This window comes from Pseudoalteromonas aliena, assembly GCF_038155085.1.
Classification (GTDB): domain Bacteria; phylum Pseudomonadota; class Gammaproteobacteria; order Enterobacterales; family Alteromonadaceae; genus Pseudoalteromonas; species Pseudoalteromonas aliena_A.
In genome coordinates, this window is sequence record NZ_JBAKAU010000009.1 from 100970 (window position 1) to 117384 (window position 16415).

Sequence of the window (16415 nt, forward strand, 5' to 3'; positions counted from 1 at the left end):
TAACTTATATTAATTCAACCTGAAAAGTGTAATTAAAAATCTATTAAAACCTTAAGACCATCCCTTTATTTTTCTATAAATGGTTGAGGCACTCACTCCTAAATAAGCCGCGGCAAGAGGAATATTATCATCGCACACCTGAATTGCATTCTCGATTGCCCTTTTTTCTACCTGCCATAATGGTTCTATATCATGCACAGCCATAGGTGAAGGCATTGAGTTTGAAGAGCTCATATTCGCAGATGGCATTGACTTAGTTGATGGCACCGAAGCAGTTAATCCAAATGAGCTTGGTAGCATCTCTCTTTCTATTATTTGAGCATCATTTATAACAACCGTATTTTCTATTACATTTTGCAGCTCTCGGATATTTCCTGGCCAATCATAATTACAAAACAAAGATTTAACGTCTTCAGAAAAGCCAATGAAACTTTTAGCATTACTGTCACTTTTTTGTTTAAGTATGTAATCAGCCAAAAGCAATATATCGTTACCACGTTCTCTCAGGGGGGGCAGTTTTACAGGTATAACGTTCAGGCGATAATATAAATCTTCCCTAAAATGCCCCTCTGCAACTTCAATAATCGGGTTTCTGTTTGTAGCACAAACTAAACGCACATCACTGTGCAACACCTCACTGCTACCTACGCGGCTAAAGATACCTGTTTGCAAAAAGCGTAATAATTTTGCTTGTAAATTAAGCTCCATTTCACACAGTTCATCTAAAAATAAAGTTCCTCCATTTGCAACTTCTACAGCACCTTTTCTGTCACTTAGAGCACCACTAAATGCCCCTTTTACATGACCAAAAAACTCAGATTCAAATAATTCTGCTGGGATTGCCGCACAGTTAATCGCAATAAAAGGCTCTTTATTTCTTGGGCTTGCGTCGTGCAAGGTTTGTGCACAAACTTCTTTACCTGTGCCACTTTCTCCCGTTATAAATACACATGCTTTACTTTTTGCTGCACTGTCAAGAAGCCTAAAAACAGTCTTCATTGCTAAAGACTCGCCAACAAAGTCTTGATTTTGAGTGTTTATGTCGACTGATGGTTTTGCCTTTACTTGCTCTTTTGGAGTTAACGCACTCCCTACAGAACTAATTAAGCGCTGGCTTGTAAAAGGTTTTTCTAAAAAATCAAAACCGCCTAATCGCATAGCTTCTACAGCTACATCAATAGAACTGTTTGAGGTGATCATTACCACATTCGCTGGGTTTTTCTGTTTATTAACGAACTGAAGTACTTCTAGACCACTAATATCGGGTAAACATACATCTTGCACTATTACCGCTGGCATCTCTTCTTTTATACCGACTAAAGCGGAATAACCATCAGTGAAATGCTTGCATTCATACCCAGCTTGTTCAAGCTGACTCGCATAAAGAGCCCCACTTGCAATGCTATCTTCAACAATATATACAAGCCCTTTATCATTTATATTATTCATGGTAGCTCCTTAAATCCCTATATTGTGAATGATGATTTGATACGCATCGTGGGTTTTATCTAAATTGTGCTGAATAATAAGTGCTAAGTGAAGATCTTCTGCCGTGGTGGCGGGCGGTGAGTCGTGAAGTTGAGTTGCTAATGCTGCTAAAGGAGCTGCCCCATATAAAGCGGCTGAATTTTTTAATACATGTGTTATTTCTTTAATCTTAACAGTATCTTCGTTATCAATTGCTATTTTTATTTGTTCTCTCATTGTGACTAATTCATCAATAAACAGCTTTATTAATTTAGCTAAAACCTCAACCCCGACATCTTTTTCAAGCTGAGCTAATACATTGAGCTCTGTAATACTTTTATCAACAAATTTCTCTGATATGGGCATAAAAGTCCTTTAATTTTTATTATAATAAGCTTAACTAATACACTCTATTAGCTGATGAATTTAAACATTTATATTATAAGAGTAATTTGTTTTTTGCATTTTGCAAATCACAATGAGTGCTATATTTCATGGAGCCCAAATTTCTATACTTTTAGATAAAGTTTGTGGCCTATCAAGTAGGTAACCTTGGGCTATATCACACCCTAATTGCTCTAATATTTGTAACTGCTCATTCTCCTCTATGCCTTCTGCTACAGTTTCTAAACCCAACCTTTGAGCCATCGCAATAATTGCGCTGCATAGAGTAAAATCTTCATTGTTATTAGCAATACCACTTACAAAACTGCGGTCTATTTTTAAACCATCAATATCAAATTGACGCAGTAAACCAAGTGACGCATAACCAGTACCAAAATCATCTATCCACACTTTCACGCCCTCTTTGTGAAAGTTTTCGAATGTTTTTGCAATTTTGGCAGGACTATGAATAAGCGCAGTCTCTGTTAACTCAACTTTTATAGCCTGTGGAGGTATGTTGTGTTTTTCAAGTAACCCCATCACTTTTGAAAACACATCCCCATCTAAAATTTGTACTGGTGAAATATTTAATGAAATAGCCAGATCAGTCATACCTAGTTGTCGCATTTGATTTAAGTCAGATAAGCTTTGTTCAAAAATCCAATCGCCTAAGTCTAATATCATGCCAGACTCCTCTACATGAGGTATAAATTCGTCTGGTCCGACAACACCAAACCGAGGTGAATCGCATCTAACCAAAGATTCAAACCCTACGAGTTTACCTGATGCAAGTGAAACTAGGGGCTGGTAAACCATTCTAAAATAATTATTTTGCATTGCATCAGTCATGATTTGCTCAAGCTCATGCCACCTAGCTAAGTTAACTGAGTTTGTGGATTCTAGGGTATTAAATGCATTCATTATTTGCTCCATAGTTCGACTGATATTCTACTTTAAATAGAGCAAGTTACAGACCATATTCACTGCATACAGGTGCAATTAAAAGCCTTATAAATCAAACACTTAATTTATTAAAAGTAAAAACAAACTTATATCAATCTACATTTGCATTTTGCAATTCACATTGCAATGCAGTAAATCTGTTAACTGTATTGCTACCTAGGGGCTTATTAAAGAATGCTTAGAACAACAGATGAATCATATTAATTTTTTAGCAAATGATTGCGGCGACTTTATGTGCGGAGGGAGGAGATATCAGAGAGGTAAAAAAAACGCAGGCAACATAGTTACCTGCGCAAAAGTCTCAGTTTGAAAAAGTTACGTTTTCATCTCTTTTTGGAGTATCTAGGTGCTGTGCATAATTTATGTTTTGAGCGTCAAATGTTTCGCTTACAAGTTGGGTATTGTCAATGTCAGATTGTAAAAACGACGTTGAATTCACATCGACTAACGGCTCAAGTGAACTTGAATCTCTCAGTATAGTAATCGTTACAACCAAGGCTGCTACAAGCAGAAAAGATAAAACCATAATCTCCGGGGTTAAAACCCAGCTGATACTTTTAGGCTGTTGTTTAGCTTTTGTATTTGTTTGCATTGCGCACTTCTTAAAATGTAAAACATTTAAATCATATTTACTTAATAGGTATATTGCGAAAGCCATACCAACTAGTGCGGATAAAACACAAAAATAATTTAACCTTTTAAATCAAGATTTTAGTGTAAATTAAGTATTAATAAAATTTCATACTAACAATATTATCAATACTACCTCCATATTGAATTGCAATATGCAATTCAATATGCAATTCAATATGGAAATTCAAATGAAAATACAACCTTTAAATACTACATAAACACTTTAATTAATTCAAAAGGATTAGTTTTTAAGGCTTAGAGAGTATGCTCACACATTGTGGATGTGACTCTGTATGCTTATTTTAGCTTTTCCCATACCTCAGCTAATCGAACAAGTTTTAAATGCTTTGATTCAGATACATGGTGCGGTGTGTACTTCTCGAGTAAAGAGAAAAGAGTGCCACTAACTATTGGCTTAGCTAAGTAGTCATTCATTCCGGCATTGATAAATCGCTCTTTATCACCATGAATAGCATTCGCAGTAAGCGCAATAATAGGCGTTAAAATACCAAGCTCTCTTATCGCTTTGGTTGCAGAAATACCATCTAGAATAGGCATTTGAATATCCATAAAAATGAGATCTATTTTTTTACTTTTAGCCATGGTAATTGCTTCTTGACCATCATTTGCAATACTTACTTTGCAACCCTTTTGCTCTAAAAACTGCCTAATCACAATCTGATTATTAGTGTTATCTTCTGCTACGAGTACATTAAGGCCATTGAGTTCTGCAGGCTTGTCATTAAATTGAACAACCTCTTTATCTTCGCGGTTTGTATATATTATATCTAAATGAAATAGCTGCTCTTCGAGTAAACTCATAGCACGTGGTAAGTGCGATACTTTAAACGGCCCATTTATAGTTAGTACACTGTCACTTGCACTTTTTGGTAATAAACTTTTACCTTTTAAATCGATGTTAAGTAAACATGGGGTATGAAGAAAATTATACGAATCAATGCATTCACGTATTTGAGTTAAAATTTTTGGTTCTATCAGCACAATAGCATCAGGTGGATTGTCAAATTTAGGTGTACTAGGAAATAACGCGTAGCAATCGAAAGAGATTGAGAATCGAGTTAAGGTATGTTTAAGAGCTGATTGTAGTAGTTTATTAGTGCCTATAATCCACACCTTAGGCTTTTTGCTTCTCGCTGCAAACCCTTCTCTTAAAATTGAATCAGTGGTATCTATTTTAAGTGGGTAGTTAACCACAAACTCACTACCTTTAGTAAGCTCGGAAGTAACAGAAATATCACCTTTAACAACATCACAAATTTGCTTACAAATAGCAAGCCCTAGCCCGCTTCCACCATGTTGTCGGGTTATTGAGTTGTCAGATTGTATAAAGGGCATAAACATACTTTCTATTTTACTTTTTGCTATGCCGATCCCTGTATCTTTAACTGATAGCTGAAGAGTTATCTCATCACCAGCAATGTGCGTACACCTTAGCGTAACAGTAATGACACCCTGCTCTGTAAATTTAATCGCATTAGCTAATAAATTTATCGCTATTTGTCTTATACGTGCGTGATCACCAACTACCTGAGTTGGCACATCAGGGTAAAAATCAAAAATAACTTCAAGCCCTTTTTGCAAAGCACTTTCGGTGACAATATCTATTGCTTCTTCTATACATGTATCAATACTAAATGGTTGGTTGTCTAAAGAAATTGCCTGTGCTTCAAAGCGCGAATAGGTGAGTACGTCATCAAGAACACTAAGTAAAGCGTCAGAGCTTGTTTTAATCATTTGCGTATAACGCATCTGCTCGCTTGTTAAGCCTGTATTATGCAAAATATCAGCCGAGCCAATTACAGCATTTAACGGTGTTCGAATTTCATGGCTTATATTAGCCATAAAACGGCTTTTAGATTCGGCGAGCATTTCTGCTTGGTTTTTAGCCTCTAGTAAAATTTTCTCACCCTCAATGCGTTCTTGTATATCAACAAGGGTCGCTGCGATGGAAGATAAGCTATTGTCGTAATCATTAAAGATAGGAGTTAGTGTTATTTCAGCCCAATTGTCACTGCCCTGAGCATTAATCAAACGCACATCAAAGCGGCAGATATCGCGTTTACCCGTTTTATAGTTTGCCAAAATGCTTGATATTTTTTCTATATCGTCTTTAGCGATAAAGTTTATTAGTGGTAAACCTATGCTTTGCTTTACATGAGAATTTAAAACCTTCTGCCATGCTTTGTTGATAAATAATAGTTTGCCATCAGTATCAAGGCGCAAAACAATATCAGGAATGTTATCAACAACAGAATGATAGTTATCTTCTGTTTCTGCCATAGCCTGCTCTGCTTTGACACGTTGTGTGATGTTAGTTTCAATTGCAATGAAATGTTTTATATCGCCAGCATCATCTCGAACTGGGTTAGCATCAATAGCCACCCAATAGAAATTTCCGTTTTTATCATAGTTAACTGTTTCAACCTGAAAAGGTAAACCATTAGTAATTGCATGAGACATTACTTTACAGCTCTCTTTACAGGTTTTTGGACCCTGTAATAATTTACCAGGAGAAATGCCAATTACTTCATCACAAGTGTAACCTGTAAGCCTCTCAAAACTATTATTAACCCACTCTATTAAACCAAATTTATCAGTAATGATTACTAAGTTATTAGTATGACTTGCTACAATCGATAATCGCTTTACATATTTTTGTTGTTGGGTAAGTAGCAACTGAAAGTCTTTGTGACGCTGAATATCGTATAGCGAACCAATAAATCCACTCGATCCATCATAAACTAACCTAAGTTCAAACCAATTTGTTAATCCTGCTTTATTTTTGATTTGTATTTCTGTGCTTGGCGGCAACTTCCCTTCAAGTAAGCTACAACTATAGGCAACAAAATGCATGATATCTTCGCTATTCATTAGCTTAGTTATATTTGAGCCTATTAATTCATCTACTGAATAGTTGAGCTTATTTTGCCAAGCCTCATTGATATAAGTAAGGTTTAGGTGTTTATCACATTCAAAAATACACTCGTCTAATATAGCTAATAGCTTTGCTTGTCGGCGATTACTATTAGACAGTTTCTCAACTAGTGCATATTGAATTTGTACTTGGAGTTCGTCATTTTTATCCATACCCCCTCCATCATTTTGTAAAAGCATGACTACTACTCACTCGCGCATACAGAGGAAAAACTTCTTCACAGTAAAACGTTTGCTCAAATGGAGTACGGCTCGATGTGCAGTCGCTTAAAATAGTAACGTTAAAGCCTAAATCAATAGCAGAACGCGCCGTAGAATCTATACAAATAGAAGTCACGGTTCCTGCTAATATAATTTCATTTACGTTATTCTTTATAAGCGTTTGAGCTAGGTGTGTATGAGTAAAAGCATTAAGTCCTCGTTTTCCTGGGATCTCATTAATTACATGTTTGTACTCTTTTAATTGATCGATAGTTTGCGCACCATAAGACCCTGATTTGAATGCTCCGGCATCAACAATTGATTTTAGTATGCCAATTGGATGTTTAAGCTCACTGTAATCTTGTGTAAAGTGGATTGGGGTATTTATAACTATCGCGAACTTTTCTGCGCAATGACTCAGTAAAGAAAGCGTATTCTCTACTACGCCAGTGACTCGCGACGACTCTTCAACCACGTCATACAAAACACCCTTAGGTGAAAAATAATCGTTTTGAAAACCTATTAACACAAGCGCGCTTTTAGATAAATCGTGCATAGTATCTCCCTATAGAGTCATTTATGAGGCAAGCTGCCAAGGTTTAATAAATTTCTCAAGTACCGCTTTTGTTACTGGTTTTTGTAAGTAATGCGTTATCCCTTTTTTAAATAACTCAGCTATTTGATCATCTCCAGTAATCCCCGTTAAAATTACTTTAGGTGTATCGTTATTAGGTGTGTTTTGACTAATTAATTGCTCAGCTACGTCACTGCCAAACATACCAGGCATACGCTCATCTAGCAGTAGTAAATCAAATGTCTCCTTTTGGGCAAGAGATAATGCACTCGCACCATTTTCAGCACACGTTACCGAGCACCCAAGCATTTCTAGCATTACCTTAGTTGCTATCTGGCTTGGCAGGCTATCGTCAGCAACTAAAATTGATAAACGCGTTTGTGTATGTAGCGTGGCTAGAATAGCAATTAAGTCAGTATCAAAAAAAGGCCAGCCAAGGACTCTTTTAGAGAACTTATGTTCCTGGCTTAAATTGTTAATATCATTTATTGAACAAAGCTTGATATGATTATTTAAACTGTCATTGTTTAGCTTATTTATTAAATCGTCGCCATGTAAATGTCTCAAATCCTCAAGCTGCACCGACTCTCTCGTTGTACTGTTAAATAATTTAAAATTTAAGCCAAATCGGTCATGAGTGTGCGCTGACATTTTTAAGCAACTCTTAAATAACAGTTCACAATGAGTTAAAACATCTACATTTTGATTAATATCAAGCGCTAAATTTACTGACTCTTTAGTTGCTAAAAGGCCATGCACATCTAATGACGTGACTTGCTGATCATCATCAACCCAGTAATGAAAGCTTACACCTTGAATGTTAGCTTCCACTGTAAGCAAAAAGCTATTTATTGATGATGTTAAACCAGGTATTAAGAACTCTTCACATTGCGCTATTATCTGCTCAGGAGAGACTTGCAAACACACATAATTGCATTGCAGCTTATTAATTAAAGTCACCGAGAAATAGCGTTTTTGGGTCACACAATATTTACCTATTACCGCTTGAATAATTTCTAAAACGTGACTGTTATTATTCATAAAGTACTCTACCTAAAATATCTATGAATATTATTCATCAAGTTATGTGCCACAAATGCCCCCTTATAAAGTCGCTTATTTTCATAAGCTTAATTACTAGGAGAGTAAAATGCGCCTGCTTATTTGCATATTGCAAATCAGATTGCGAGGCATAACTTAATTAATGAATTTATTAGAATGGTCTAATCGCTTTTTTTATCTTTTAATAATTTTTTAATCGCTTAAAATGATACTAATTAAATTGAGGAGATAACTATGCTTACAGTAATTTTTGGCCGTGAAGGCTGCCCATTTTGTGTACGAGCTAAAGACGTTGCCGAGCAACTATCAAATGAACGCGACGACTTTAAATTTCGCTATATCGATATCATTAAAGAGGGTATAAGCAAAGCTGACCTTGAAAAATCAGCTGGCAAACCTTGCCCAACTGTTCCGCAGATTTTTGTAGACCAAACTCACATAGGTGGATTTACAGAATTTGAAGCATACGCTAAAGAAAACCTAGGTTTGTATAAATAGATTTGTAGCTAGACTGTTAACCAGTTTAATAAACCAAAAATTAAACTGGTTAAATTTAAACCAACATCAACCACATACAAATTAGTTGTAATTTATACAAGCAATTGCCTCGTGAATCCTATATAATGCGCGCCTCTTTAAATTCGTTGAGGCGTATTAATGTCAGAACCAGTCACGTTTGAATCTCTAAATCTTTCTCCTGCAATTTTGAAGGCAGTTGAAGAGTTGGGTTACAAGACACCATCTGAAATCCAAGCTCAATGTATACCGTTATTGCTAGAAAGAAAGGACGTACTGGGACTAGCACAAACGGGTACAGGTAAAACAGCAGCATTTGCACTGCCATTACTAAATAATATTGACCCGTCTGTGAAACAGCCACAGATCCTTGTACTCACTCCAACACGTGAGCTTGCGATCCAAGTTGCTGAGGCATTTGAACAATATGCAAAACACACTCGTGGTGTAGAAGTATTGGCACTTTATGGTGGCCAAAGCTACAGCATTCAATTAAGCGCACTTCGTCGTGGCGCACAAATTATTGTTGCGACACCTGGTCGCTTAATTGATCACATTAACCGTGGCACTATCAAGTTTGATGCTTTACAAGCTCTTGTACTTGATGAAGCCGATGAAATGTTACGTATGGGCTTTATCGATGATGTTGAAAACATCATGGAAAAAACGCCGCGTGAAAAGCAAACATGTCTTTTCTCTGCGACCATGCCTAAGCAAATTCAAAACATCAGCAGCAAATATATGAATAACCCTGAACAGGTTCATATTTCTGCGCGTAACTCTACAGTATCATCTGTTGAGCAAGTGTTTTGGAATGCTCACGTACATAAAAACAAAGCAATTGTTCGTTTCTTAGAAGCTGAGCAATATGAAGGTGCTATTGTTTTCGTACGTACTCGTAACGATACAGTTCAACTTGCTGAATTATTAGAGCGCGAAGGTTTCTCTGCTGCTCCACTTAACGGTGACATGAACCAGCAAGCGCGTGAGCGCACTGTAGATCGCTTAAAAAATGGTATGCTAAACGTTGTTATTGCAACAGACGTAGCAGCACGTGGTCTTGATGTAGACCGCTTAAGCCTAGTTATCAACTACGATATCCCACAAGATTCTGAAGCCTACGTACACCGTATTGGCCGTACAGGTCGTGCAGGTCGTACTGGTAAAGCAATTTTATTTGTTAAGCATAACGAACGTTATTTACTTAAAAATATCATTCGTCATACTAAATCTGAAATTGCTCAGGTTGAATTACCTACAGCTAAAGTAGTTGAAGAAAAACGTATCAATGCATTACAAGAAAAGCTTACGCTTGCACTTGAAAACAAAGATACTACGTTCTTCAACGAAGTAGCTGCAAATATGGCTCAAAAACTTGAGCTTGCTCCTGAAGACTTAGCGGGTGCGTTATTGTGTTTAGCACAGCAACAATCACCAATTAAAGTTGAAGAAGTTAAAATTCAACCTCGCGAACGTAATGACCGCAACTCACGCAATGACCGTGGAGATCGCGGACGTCGTAACGAGCGCGGTGGTGAGCGTGCAGAACGTAAACCTCGTGAACGCAACAGCCGTGATGCTGGACCTATGGATACTTACCGTATCGAAGTGGGTCGTGAGCATGGCGTACAGGTTAAAAACATTGTTGGCGCTATTGCTAACGAAGCTGACATCTCGAGCAAGTTTATTGGTGACATCCGTCTTCATGACAGTCACAGTACAGTACAGTTACCGCAAAACATGCCTAAAGATGTACTTGATCACTTCCAAAAAGTGTTTATTTGTAAACGCCCTATGGGTATGACAATTACACAAGATCAAGGCCCTGCTGAACCACGTGGTGAACGTCCTTCTGGCGACAGAAAACGTAATGATTCGCCTCGCGGTGATAAGCGCAGTGGTCCTCGTAAAGAGCGTCGCCCAGTTAGCTTCACAGCTAAATAAGCAACGAGTCTTTAATAAAAAAACCTTGCCACGAAAGTGACAAGGTTTTTTTGTGTCTGGGATAAACTCCTGCCTACAAATATTAAACCAAACAATAGGCTGGGCTTTACGTCGAAAACATAAAATACAACCAAGCTAATACCAAAAAGCGCGAGGTAAACTCCCGCCTACAAAATATTAAGCTAAAAAATAGACGAGGCTTTGCGTCGCAAACATAAAATACAACCAAGCTAATACCAAAAAACACGATCACACTAAGCAAGTCGTGTTTTTATATTGCGCTAAAAGAGCCGTTAAGCGAGGGCTTTAACTTCTTCCCATAAGCGTGCTACTAATGTTTTGTCTTCTTCGTTAAGCTCGCCGTTACGATATGCTTTAACTAAGCTTTGCTCTACAGTTTCGTTTAGCTCATCTATACTGATTGTCAGCTTTTCTACTTCGGCATAACCAACTGCAAGATCAAAATGACCTCGTAAATAGCCGCCTGCAAATAACTCATCGTCAGTTGCTTTTACTACTAAATCATCGAAGTACTGCTGGGCTGAATCGATATAGTTCACTAAACTCATTTATTAATCTCCTGGTTTTGCAAAACACCTGTATTTTCAAAGTTTTGGTGTCCTACTGCATACATAATATGGTCGTTAAATCCGGTGGTTACTTTAATATAACCGGTTAATTCATCATCTAATTCGTCATCGCCAATATCACAAATAAGTGGACGGCCATTAAGCGCTTGTAATTTGGTTTTAGTTGCAACCACGATTATATTCTCTTTACCAACTCTACGTATAAGCGCAGGGCTCAATTGCTGGTTACCACGGCCAAATATATGCCCTTGCCCGCCAATGAGCGTAATGACTAACTTAGTACTTTGATCATGTGTAAGCTCAAGCAATTGCTTAGCCGTTAAATCTTGGGCAACTAAGGTTTGATCTTTTATTAAATCAACACCAAGTAACGTATTTTCAAGACCCATTTCTTCCATTATGGCCTCAACCGTTGAGCCACTCCCCATAATATAAAATGTGTCTTCATCCATTTCGCTAACCACATGCGCTGCAATATCGGCAAGCACTAATTCATCTGTTTCTTTACCACCATTTTTAACCGCTTGTACATAACGTACTTCGCTTGGTATTTGCATTTCACCGTAGCGTTTAGCTTTTACGGTGCCTCGCCTAAACGCCTCTTCGTCAATATCCATTACATCGGCATCTGCTAATGTAACTAACTCACCTTTAACCAGCATTTCGACTACACGCCCTGCCGCTTTTGGTGTAATAGCGTACACACCAGAGTGAATTTTACACCCTGCTGGAATACCAAGTACCGGAACTGTATCTTCTATTGCATGGCAAATATTACGCGCTGTACCGTCGCCTCCTGCAAATAAAACCAAATCAACACCAGAGTCTTTAAGTACTTTTGCTGATTGCTCTGTGTCATCTGGGGTTGTTATTGCTGCAGTGTTATATACAACCTCTACATTAAAGCCTAAAGCTTTTGCTGTTTTCTCACCCATGTCACCGTTAACCGTGTAAATGGTCAAGCGCTCTTTATAAGGCAATAGCACTTCAAGCGCTGCTTTTGTACGGCTATTTGCTTTTGGCTCTGCACCTAATTCAATTGCTTTAGCGGCTGTGCGCGCGCCATCACTGCCTTTTAAGGCAACTGTGCCGCCTAAACCCGCCACTGGGTTTACAATTAAACCTAATTTAAACGCCATTACAAAGCTCCTTTGGGTGTTGCCAATTAAATTGCTGTGCTGTTAATGGCCACGATGTATTGTAAAAATCACAGAGTGCTTTTAATAGTGACTCTGTACGGGAGTTAAAGCCATTTTCGATAAGCGATAATACGCGTGCATGTACTCGCTGCTGAAAATCAAACCGACACGTTTGCTCGCCGTTTAAGTTATCCACCGACACATTAAAATTAAACCCTGCTGCGGTGCTTAATAACCACTCTATCGCCTGGGGCTTTATTTCTACCTTTTCAAATTCAGCTTGTTTTTGTTTGTCGCGCCCATCTGGGCAGTACCAATAACCATAATCTTCTCGTAACCGGCGTTCATCACCCGCCACCAACCAATGTGCTATTTCATGTAGTGCACTGGCATAAAAACCATGCGCAAATACAATTTGATGATACGGCACCTGTTCTGTTTTTGGTAAGTACACAGGTTCACTATCGCCTTTTATCAATCGTGTATTATGACTTTGATAAAAAGTGTGTTCAAAAATTGAAATAAGATCAGCTATTTGGTGCATAAAATTGGGCTAATTTGTCTCGGTTGCAGCGCTATTTTGCGCAGTAAAAACGAGACGAATTGTACGGGCTTTTACAACTAAAGTAAAAATAAGGCGTGATAGTAAAATATAAGCGAACTAATCTTTCACTTTATTGATATTTTTAATAATACCTAAACAGTAAAGCGTATTGGCAAGTTCTTTACGCTGTGTTTTTTCACTTGAGGTTTTATTAGCTAAGCTAGTTAACATATCGTACCGTTTACGTAGAGTTAGTATATATCTGGTATGTTTACGGCATTCAAAGCAACGTGTACAGTGTGAATCCACCCAAAAGCCAAGTACCTCATACCAATATTGTTGCTCTTGAGCAAAGAAAATAAATGCCTTAGAGCAAGTTTCACACTGCTCCTCAATATCTACATAGAGTGTTCGAGGAAAAATGGCATAATTTTGCTTTTTTATATCAGCCAATATTACCGTATTAGGGAAGTACTTAAGATTCGAGTAACGCCAATGCCCTTTCTCTATCTCCTCTATTGTCACTAAGGTATTTGTAGTTATTGGTCTATTGCCATACCTTGGGTGGTTAAGGTACATATATCTGCCTATTTTAAATTCACAGCTTACATCTTAAAAGTAAGCTAAATAAAAGCAAGTTAAAGCAAAATCAATAAGTAGTTATTATCCGAATTTAGGTATAAGTAACTTCTACACTTTGAATAATTTAGCCCATTAAATACTTTCGACATCAGTATTGCTTAGTGTTCAATGCCCTCTACTTTTACCTGCTTAGCTATATACTTTTTTAACATACGGGTATTACGCGTGTTAGCTTTAAAAAATGCATCAAAAATATCACCAAAAAATGGTACTAAACCGCCCACAAAGTCAATGAGCATATTGATAATCATTTTACTCTTTATACGTTTACTCACGCCTAAACGCTGCGCTTCTACTAGTACATAGCTTGATAAAATAAGCCCTGCCGCATCTCCTATTACGGGTATTAAGCCAATCACTGCCTCTAGGCCTATATTAAATTTAGTAAATGGAATACCAATGCTGCTATCGGTTAATTTACTAAAGCGCTCTAATCGCGCTATTGCTGCTTGAGTTTTAAGTTGTGAGTGTTCATTTATAATATCGTTCATGATTAATACCCTCCATGCTTACAGTATATGGGGCTTAGTTGAACAACTACTGAAAGGCTTTAAAGCAAATTACAGACATAAAAAAACGCGGTAGTCCGCGCTTTTTTATAATCATAAACGCTTAAACAGAGCCGTTAATTGGGCCATGTTCGTGGTTTACATGCGGGTTTTGCCCGCGCTGGCGCAGTAAGTGGTCCATTAATGTAATAGCCATCATTGCCTCAGCAATAGGAATTGCACGAATACCAACACACGGATCGTGACGCCCTTTGGTGATCATCTCTACTGCTTCGTTTTCAGTATTAATGCTTTTACCTGGGATAGTGATACTTGATGTAGGCTTAAGCGCAATTGAGGCGATAATATCTTGCCCTGTAGAAATACCAGCAAGTACGCCACCCGCATGGTTTGAAGTAAAGCCTTCTGGGGTTAACTCATCGCGATGCTCTGAGCCTTTTTGCTCTACTACATCAAAGCCATCACCAATTTCAACGCCTTTCACTGCGTTAATGCTCATTAGTGAATGTGCAATTTCAGCATCTAATCGGTCAAATACTGGCTCGCCTAACCCTACAGGTACATTGCTCGCTACTACTTTTACTTTAGCGCCTACAGAGTCACCTTGTTTTTTTAGATCACGCATGTACTCGTCAAGTGCTTCTAGTTTGCTTGCATCAGGGAAAAAGAATAAGTTGTTTTCAACTTCATCCCAATCGTAACTCTCGGCTTTTATTGGCCCAAGCTGACTTAAGCATGCTTTTACTTCAATACCATGAAACTGCTTTAAATATTTTTTAGCAATTGCGCCTGCCGCTACACGGATTGCTGTTTCGCGAGCAGAAGAACGACCCCCACCGCGATAATCGCGCAGGCCGTATTTATGCCAATAGGTGTAATCGCCATGACCTGGGCGAAATACGTCTTTAATTTTGCCGTAATCTTGCGAGCGTTGATCGGTATTTTCTATCAATAAACCAATACTAGTGCCTGTGGTTTTACCTTCAAAAACGCCTGCTAAAATTTTTATTTTATCGCTCTCACGGCGCTGTGTTGTATAACGGCTTTGCCCTGGTTTTCTGCGATCTAAATCAATTTGTAAATCAGCCTCTGTGATCTCAAGGCCTGCGGGAGTACCATCAACTACGCCGCCTAATGCGACGCCGTGGCTCTCACCAAAGGTGGACACTTTAAATAACTGCCCTATGCTATTACCTGCCATTAACTTTCCTCATTCCTAATGACTACCAAAGTAGCCGAGCACATTTGGCTCGGCCTTAAAGTTTATTTTGCAAAATACGCGTCAAGCTGTGCTTTAGTAATTACAAAAACACCTAACCCACCTTGTTCAAACTCAACCCACTCAAACGGTGCGCCCGGATACAGTGCATCCATATGCACCATAGAGTTACCAACTTCTACAAATAACAAACCGCTATCAGTTAGATGTTCACTCGCTTCGCTCAATATAGTTCGGGTTACATCTAAACCATCGTGGCCTGATGCAAGCCCAAGCTCTGGCTCATGATGAAACTCACGTGGCAGGTCAGCCATATCTTCTGCATCAACATACGGCGGGTTTGCTACTATCAGGTCATATTTTTGACCTGGCACACCGCTAAATACATCAGACTGAATAGGTAACACGCGATCACTCAACATGTAATCGTTAATGTTAATGTCTGTCACTTCAAGCGCTTCATACGATATATCTACCGCATCAACTTGTGCCTGCTCAAAAGCTTGCGCAAGTGCAATTGCGATACAACCCGACCCCGTACATAAATCTAATATGCGGTTAACTGATTGTGGATCTTCAAGCCAGGGTGTAAAGCGATTACTGATAAGCTCAGCAAACGGTGAACGGGGTATAAGTACACGTTCATCCACATAAAATGGCATACCTGCAAACCATGCAATGTTTGTTAAGTAAGGTACTGGTGTGCAGTCGTTAATACGTTCTGCAATAAGACCCGCAAGTCGGTTTTTTTCTGTGCTTGTTAAACGCGCGTGCATTAATTCTTTTGGCGCATCTACAGGCAAGCTAAGCGCAGGCAGTAATAAGCTTACAGCTTCATCCCATGCGTTATCTGTACCATGTCCAAAAAATATACTACTACTTGCAAATTGGCTTGTAGTCCAACGTAACCAGTCATGTAAAGTTGACAGTTCTGCAACGGCTTCTTCGAGTGTTGCTTCTTCTATTTGTAAATCGCTCATATATTTTTACCTGTATTAGCCTACTGACTGTTTTGAGTCTTTAAGACGATTGCATTGCCTATCTGCGCTGGGCAAATTACAATTGCCCCTTAT

The 16415-nt window shown here is 38.3% G+C and carries 16 protein-coding genes; 2 read left to right on the forward strand and 14 right to left on the reverse strand.

What is annotated here, in order from left to right; all coding sequences use genetic code 11:
- Positions 1-51: 51 nt before the first annotated feature.
- The 7 genes from V6260_RS10775 to V6260_RS10805 all read right to left on the reverse strand — a co-directional run bounded on the left by V6260_RS10775 (position 52) and on the right by V6260_RS10805 (position 8218).
- Positions 52-1449, reverse strand: coding sequence for a sigma-54 dependent transcriptional regulator (locus tag V6260_RS10775; protein ID WP_341594067.1), 1398 nt, complete (start codon positions 1447-1449; stop codon positions 52-54).
- Positions 1450-1458: 9 nt separating this feature from the next.
- A complete protein-coding gene (locus V6260_RS10780; RefSeq protein WP_341594068.1) occupies positions 1459-1833 on the reverse strand; it encodes an Hpt domain-containing protein in 375 nt (124 codons plus the stop codon).
- Between the two features lie 126 nt (positions 1834-1959).
- Positions 1960-2772, reverse strand: coding sequence for an EAL domain-containing protein (locus V6260_RS10785; RefSeq protein ID WP_341594069.1), 813 nt, complete (start codon positions 2770-2772; stop codon positions 1960-1962).
- Between the two features lie 343 nt (positions 2773-3115).
- The gene (locus V6260_RS10790; protein ID WP_341594070.1) at positions 3116-3340 is read right to left on the reverse strand and encodes a hypothetical protein; all 225 of its coding nucleotides are present in this window, start codon (positions 3338-3340) and stop codon (positions 3116-3118) included.
- A gap of 404 nt (positions 3341-3744) precedes the next feature.
- Entirely contained in the window at positions 3745-6555 is a 2811-nt protein-coding gene (locus V6260_RS10795) for a PAS domain S-box protein (protein WP_341594071.1), read from the reverse strand.
- A gap of 10 nt (positions 6556-6565) precedes the next feature.
- Positions 6566-7159, reverse strand: coding sequence for an isochorismatase family cysteine hydrolase (locus tag V6260_RS10800; protein ID WP_341594072.1), 594 nt, complete (start codon positions 7157-7159; stop codon positions 6566-6568).
- Positions 7160-7180: 21 nt separating this feature from the next.
- Positions 7181-8218, reverse strand: coding sequence for a response regulator (locus V6260_RS10805; protein ID WP_341594073.1), 1038 nt, complete (start codon positions 8216-8218; stop codon positions 7181-7183).
- A gap of 255 nt (positions 8219-8473) precedes the next feature.
- Here V6260_RS10805 and V6260_RS10810 point away from each other — a divergent pair, with 255 nt between their 5' ends.
- Both V6260_RS10810 and V6260_RS10815 read left to right on the forward strand, forming a co-directional pair.
- A complete protein-coding gene (locus V6260_RS10810) occupies positions 8474-8737 on the forward strand; it encodes a GrxA family glutaredoxin (RefSeq protein ID WP_004587283.1) in 264 nt (87 codons plus the stop codon).
- A gap of 159 nt (positions 8738-8896) precedes the next feature.
- Positions 8897-10699 carry a DEAD/DEAH box helicase gene (locus V6260_RS10815; RefSeq protein WP_341594074.1) on the forward strand — a complete coding sequence of 601 codons (1803 nt, stop codon included), beginning with the start codon at positions 8897-8899 and terminating at the stop codon, positions 10697-10699.
- 293 nt (positions 10700-10992) lie between these two features.
- Here V6260_RS10815 and V6260_RS10820 read toward each other — a convergent pair whose 3' ends face one another.
- The 7 genes from V6260_RS10820 to prmB form a co-directional block, all read right to left on the reverse strand.
- Entirely contained in the window at positions 10993-11268 is a 276-nt protein-coding gene (locus V6260_RS10820; protein WP_341594075.1) for a YfcL family protein, read from the reverse strand.
- Positions 11265-12428: an ATP-NAD kinase family protein gene (locus V6260_RS10825; protein ID WP_341594076.1), complete on the reverse strand. Its 1164-nt coding sequence runs from the start codon at positions 12426-12428 to the stop codon at positions 11265-11267. Before V6260_RS10825 ends, V6260_RS10820 begins: the two co-directional genes overlap by 4 nt.
- On the reverse strand, positions 12418-12972 hold the full coding sequence (locus tag V6260_RS10830) for an elongation factor P hydroxylase (protein WP_341594077.1): 555 nt from the start codon (positions 12970-12972) through the stop codon (positions 12418-12420). The genes V6260_RS10825 and V6260_RS10830 overlap by 11 nt, the downstream gene beginning before the upstream one ends.
- Positions 12973-13089: 117 nt before the next feature.
- Positions 13090-13551 carry a zinc-ribbon domain containing protein gene (locus V6260_RS10835; protein WP_341594078.1) on the reverse strand — a complete coding sequence of 154 codons (462 nt, stop codon included), beginning with the start codon at positions 13549-13551 and terminating at the stop codon, positions 13090-13092.
- Positions 13552-13712: 161 nt separating this feature from the next.
- Positions 13713-14105 (reverse strand): DUF4112 domain-containing protein, encoded by a 393-nt coding sequence (locus V6260_RS10840; RefSeq protein ID WP_341594079.1) that lies wholly within the window; start codon positions 14103-14105, stop codon positions 13713-13715.
- Positions 14106-14226: 121 nt separating this feature from the next.
- Positions 14227-15324, reverse strand: a complete 1098-nt coding sequence (aroC, locus tag V6260_RS10845) for a chorismate synthase (protein WP_341594080.1) — start codon at positions 15322-15324, stop codon at positions 14227-14229.
- Between the two features lie 62 nt (positions 15325-15386).
- Positions 15387-16322 carry a 50S ribosomal protein L3 N(5)-glutamine methyltransferase gene (gene prmB / locus V6260_RS10850; protein ID WP_341594081.1) on the reverse strand — a complete coding sequence of 312 codons (936 nt, stop codon included), beginning with the start codon at positions 16320-16322 and terminating at the stop codon, positions 15387-15389.
- Positions 16323-16415: the final 93 nt, after the last annotated feature.

Coding starts and splice junctions, on each gene's coding strand:
- V6260_RS10775 (WP_341594067.1), bottom strand. CDS start 1,449: ATGAATAATATAAATGATAAAGGGCTTGTATATATTGTTGAAGATAGC.
- V6260_RS10780 (WP_341594068.1), bottom strand. CDS start 1,833: ATGCCCATATCAGAGAAATTTGTTGATAAAAGTATTACAGAGCTCAAT.
- V6260_RS10785 (WP_341594069.1), bottom strand. CDS start 2,772: ATGAATGCATTTAATACCCTAGAATCCACAAACTCAGTTAACTTAGCT.
- V6260_RS10790 (WP_341594070.1), bottom strand. CDS start 3,340: ATGGTTTTATCTTTTCTGCTTGTAGCAGCCTTGGTTGTAACGATTACT.
- V6260_RS10795 (WP_341594071.1), bottom strand. CDS start 6,555: ATGGATAAAAATGACGAACTCCAAGTACAAATTCAATATGCACTAGTT.
- V6260_RS10800 (WP_341594072.1), bottom strand. CDS start 7,159: ATGCACGATTTATCTAAAAGCGCGCTTGTGTTAATAGGTTTTCAAAAC.
- V6260_RS10805 (WP_341594073.1), bottom strand. CDS start 8,218: ATGAATAATAACAGTCACGTTTTAGAAATTATTCAAGCGGTAATAGGT.
- V6260_RS10810 (WP_004587283.1), top strand. CDS start 8,474: ATGCTTACAGTAATTTTTGGCCGTGAAGGCTGCCCATTTTGTGTACGA.
- V6260_RS10815 (WP_341594074.1), top strand. CDS start 8,897: ATGTCAGAACCAGTCACGTTTGAATCTCTAAATCTTTCTCCTGCAATT.
- V6260_RS10820 (WP_341594075.1), bottom strand. CDS start 11,268: ATGAGTTTAGTGAACTATATCGATTCAGCCCAGCAGTACTTCGATGAT.
- V6260_RS10825 (WP_341594076.1), bottom strand. CDS start 12,428: ATGGCGTTTAAATTAGGTTTAATTGTAAACCCAGTGGCGGGTTTAGGC.
- V6260_RS10830 (WP_341594077.1), bottom strand. CDS start 12,972: ATGCACCAAATAGCTGATCTTATTTCAATTTTTGAACACACTTTTTAT.
- V6260_RS10835 (WP_341594078.1), bottom strand. CDS start 13,551: ATGTACCTTAACCACCCAAGGTATGGCAATAGACCAATAACTACAAAT.
- V6260_RS10840 (WP_341594079.1), bottom strand. CDS start 14,105: ATGAACGATATTATAAATGAACACTCACAACTTAAAACTCAAGCAGCA.
- aroC (WP_341594080.1), bottom strand. CDS start 15,324: ATGGCAGGTAATAGCATAGGGCAGTTATTTAAAGTGTCCACCTTTGGT.
- prmB (WP_341594081.1), bottom strand. CDS start 16,322: ATGAGCGATTTACAAATAGAAGAAGCAACACTCGAAGAAGCCGTTGCA.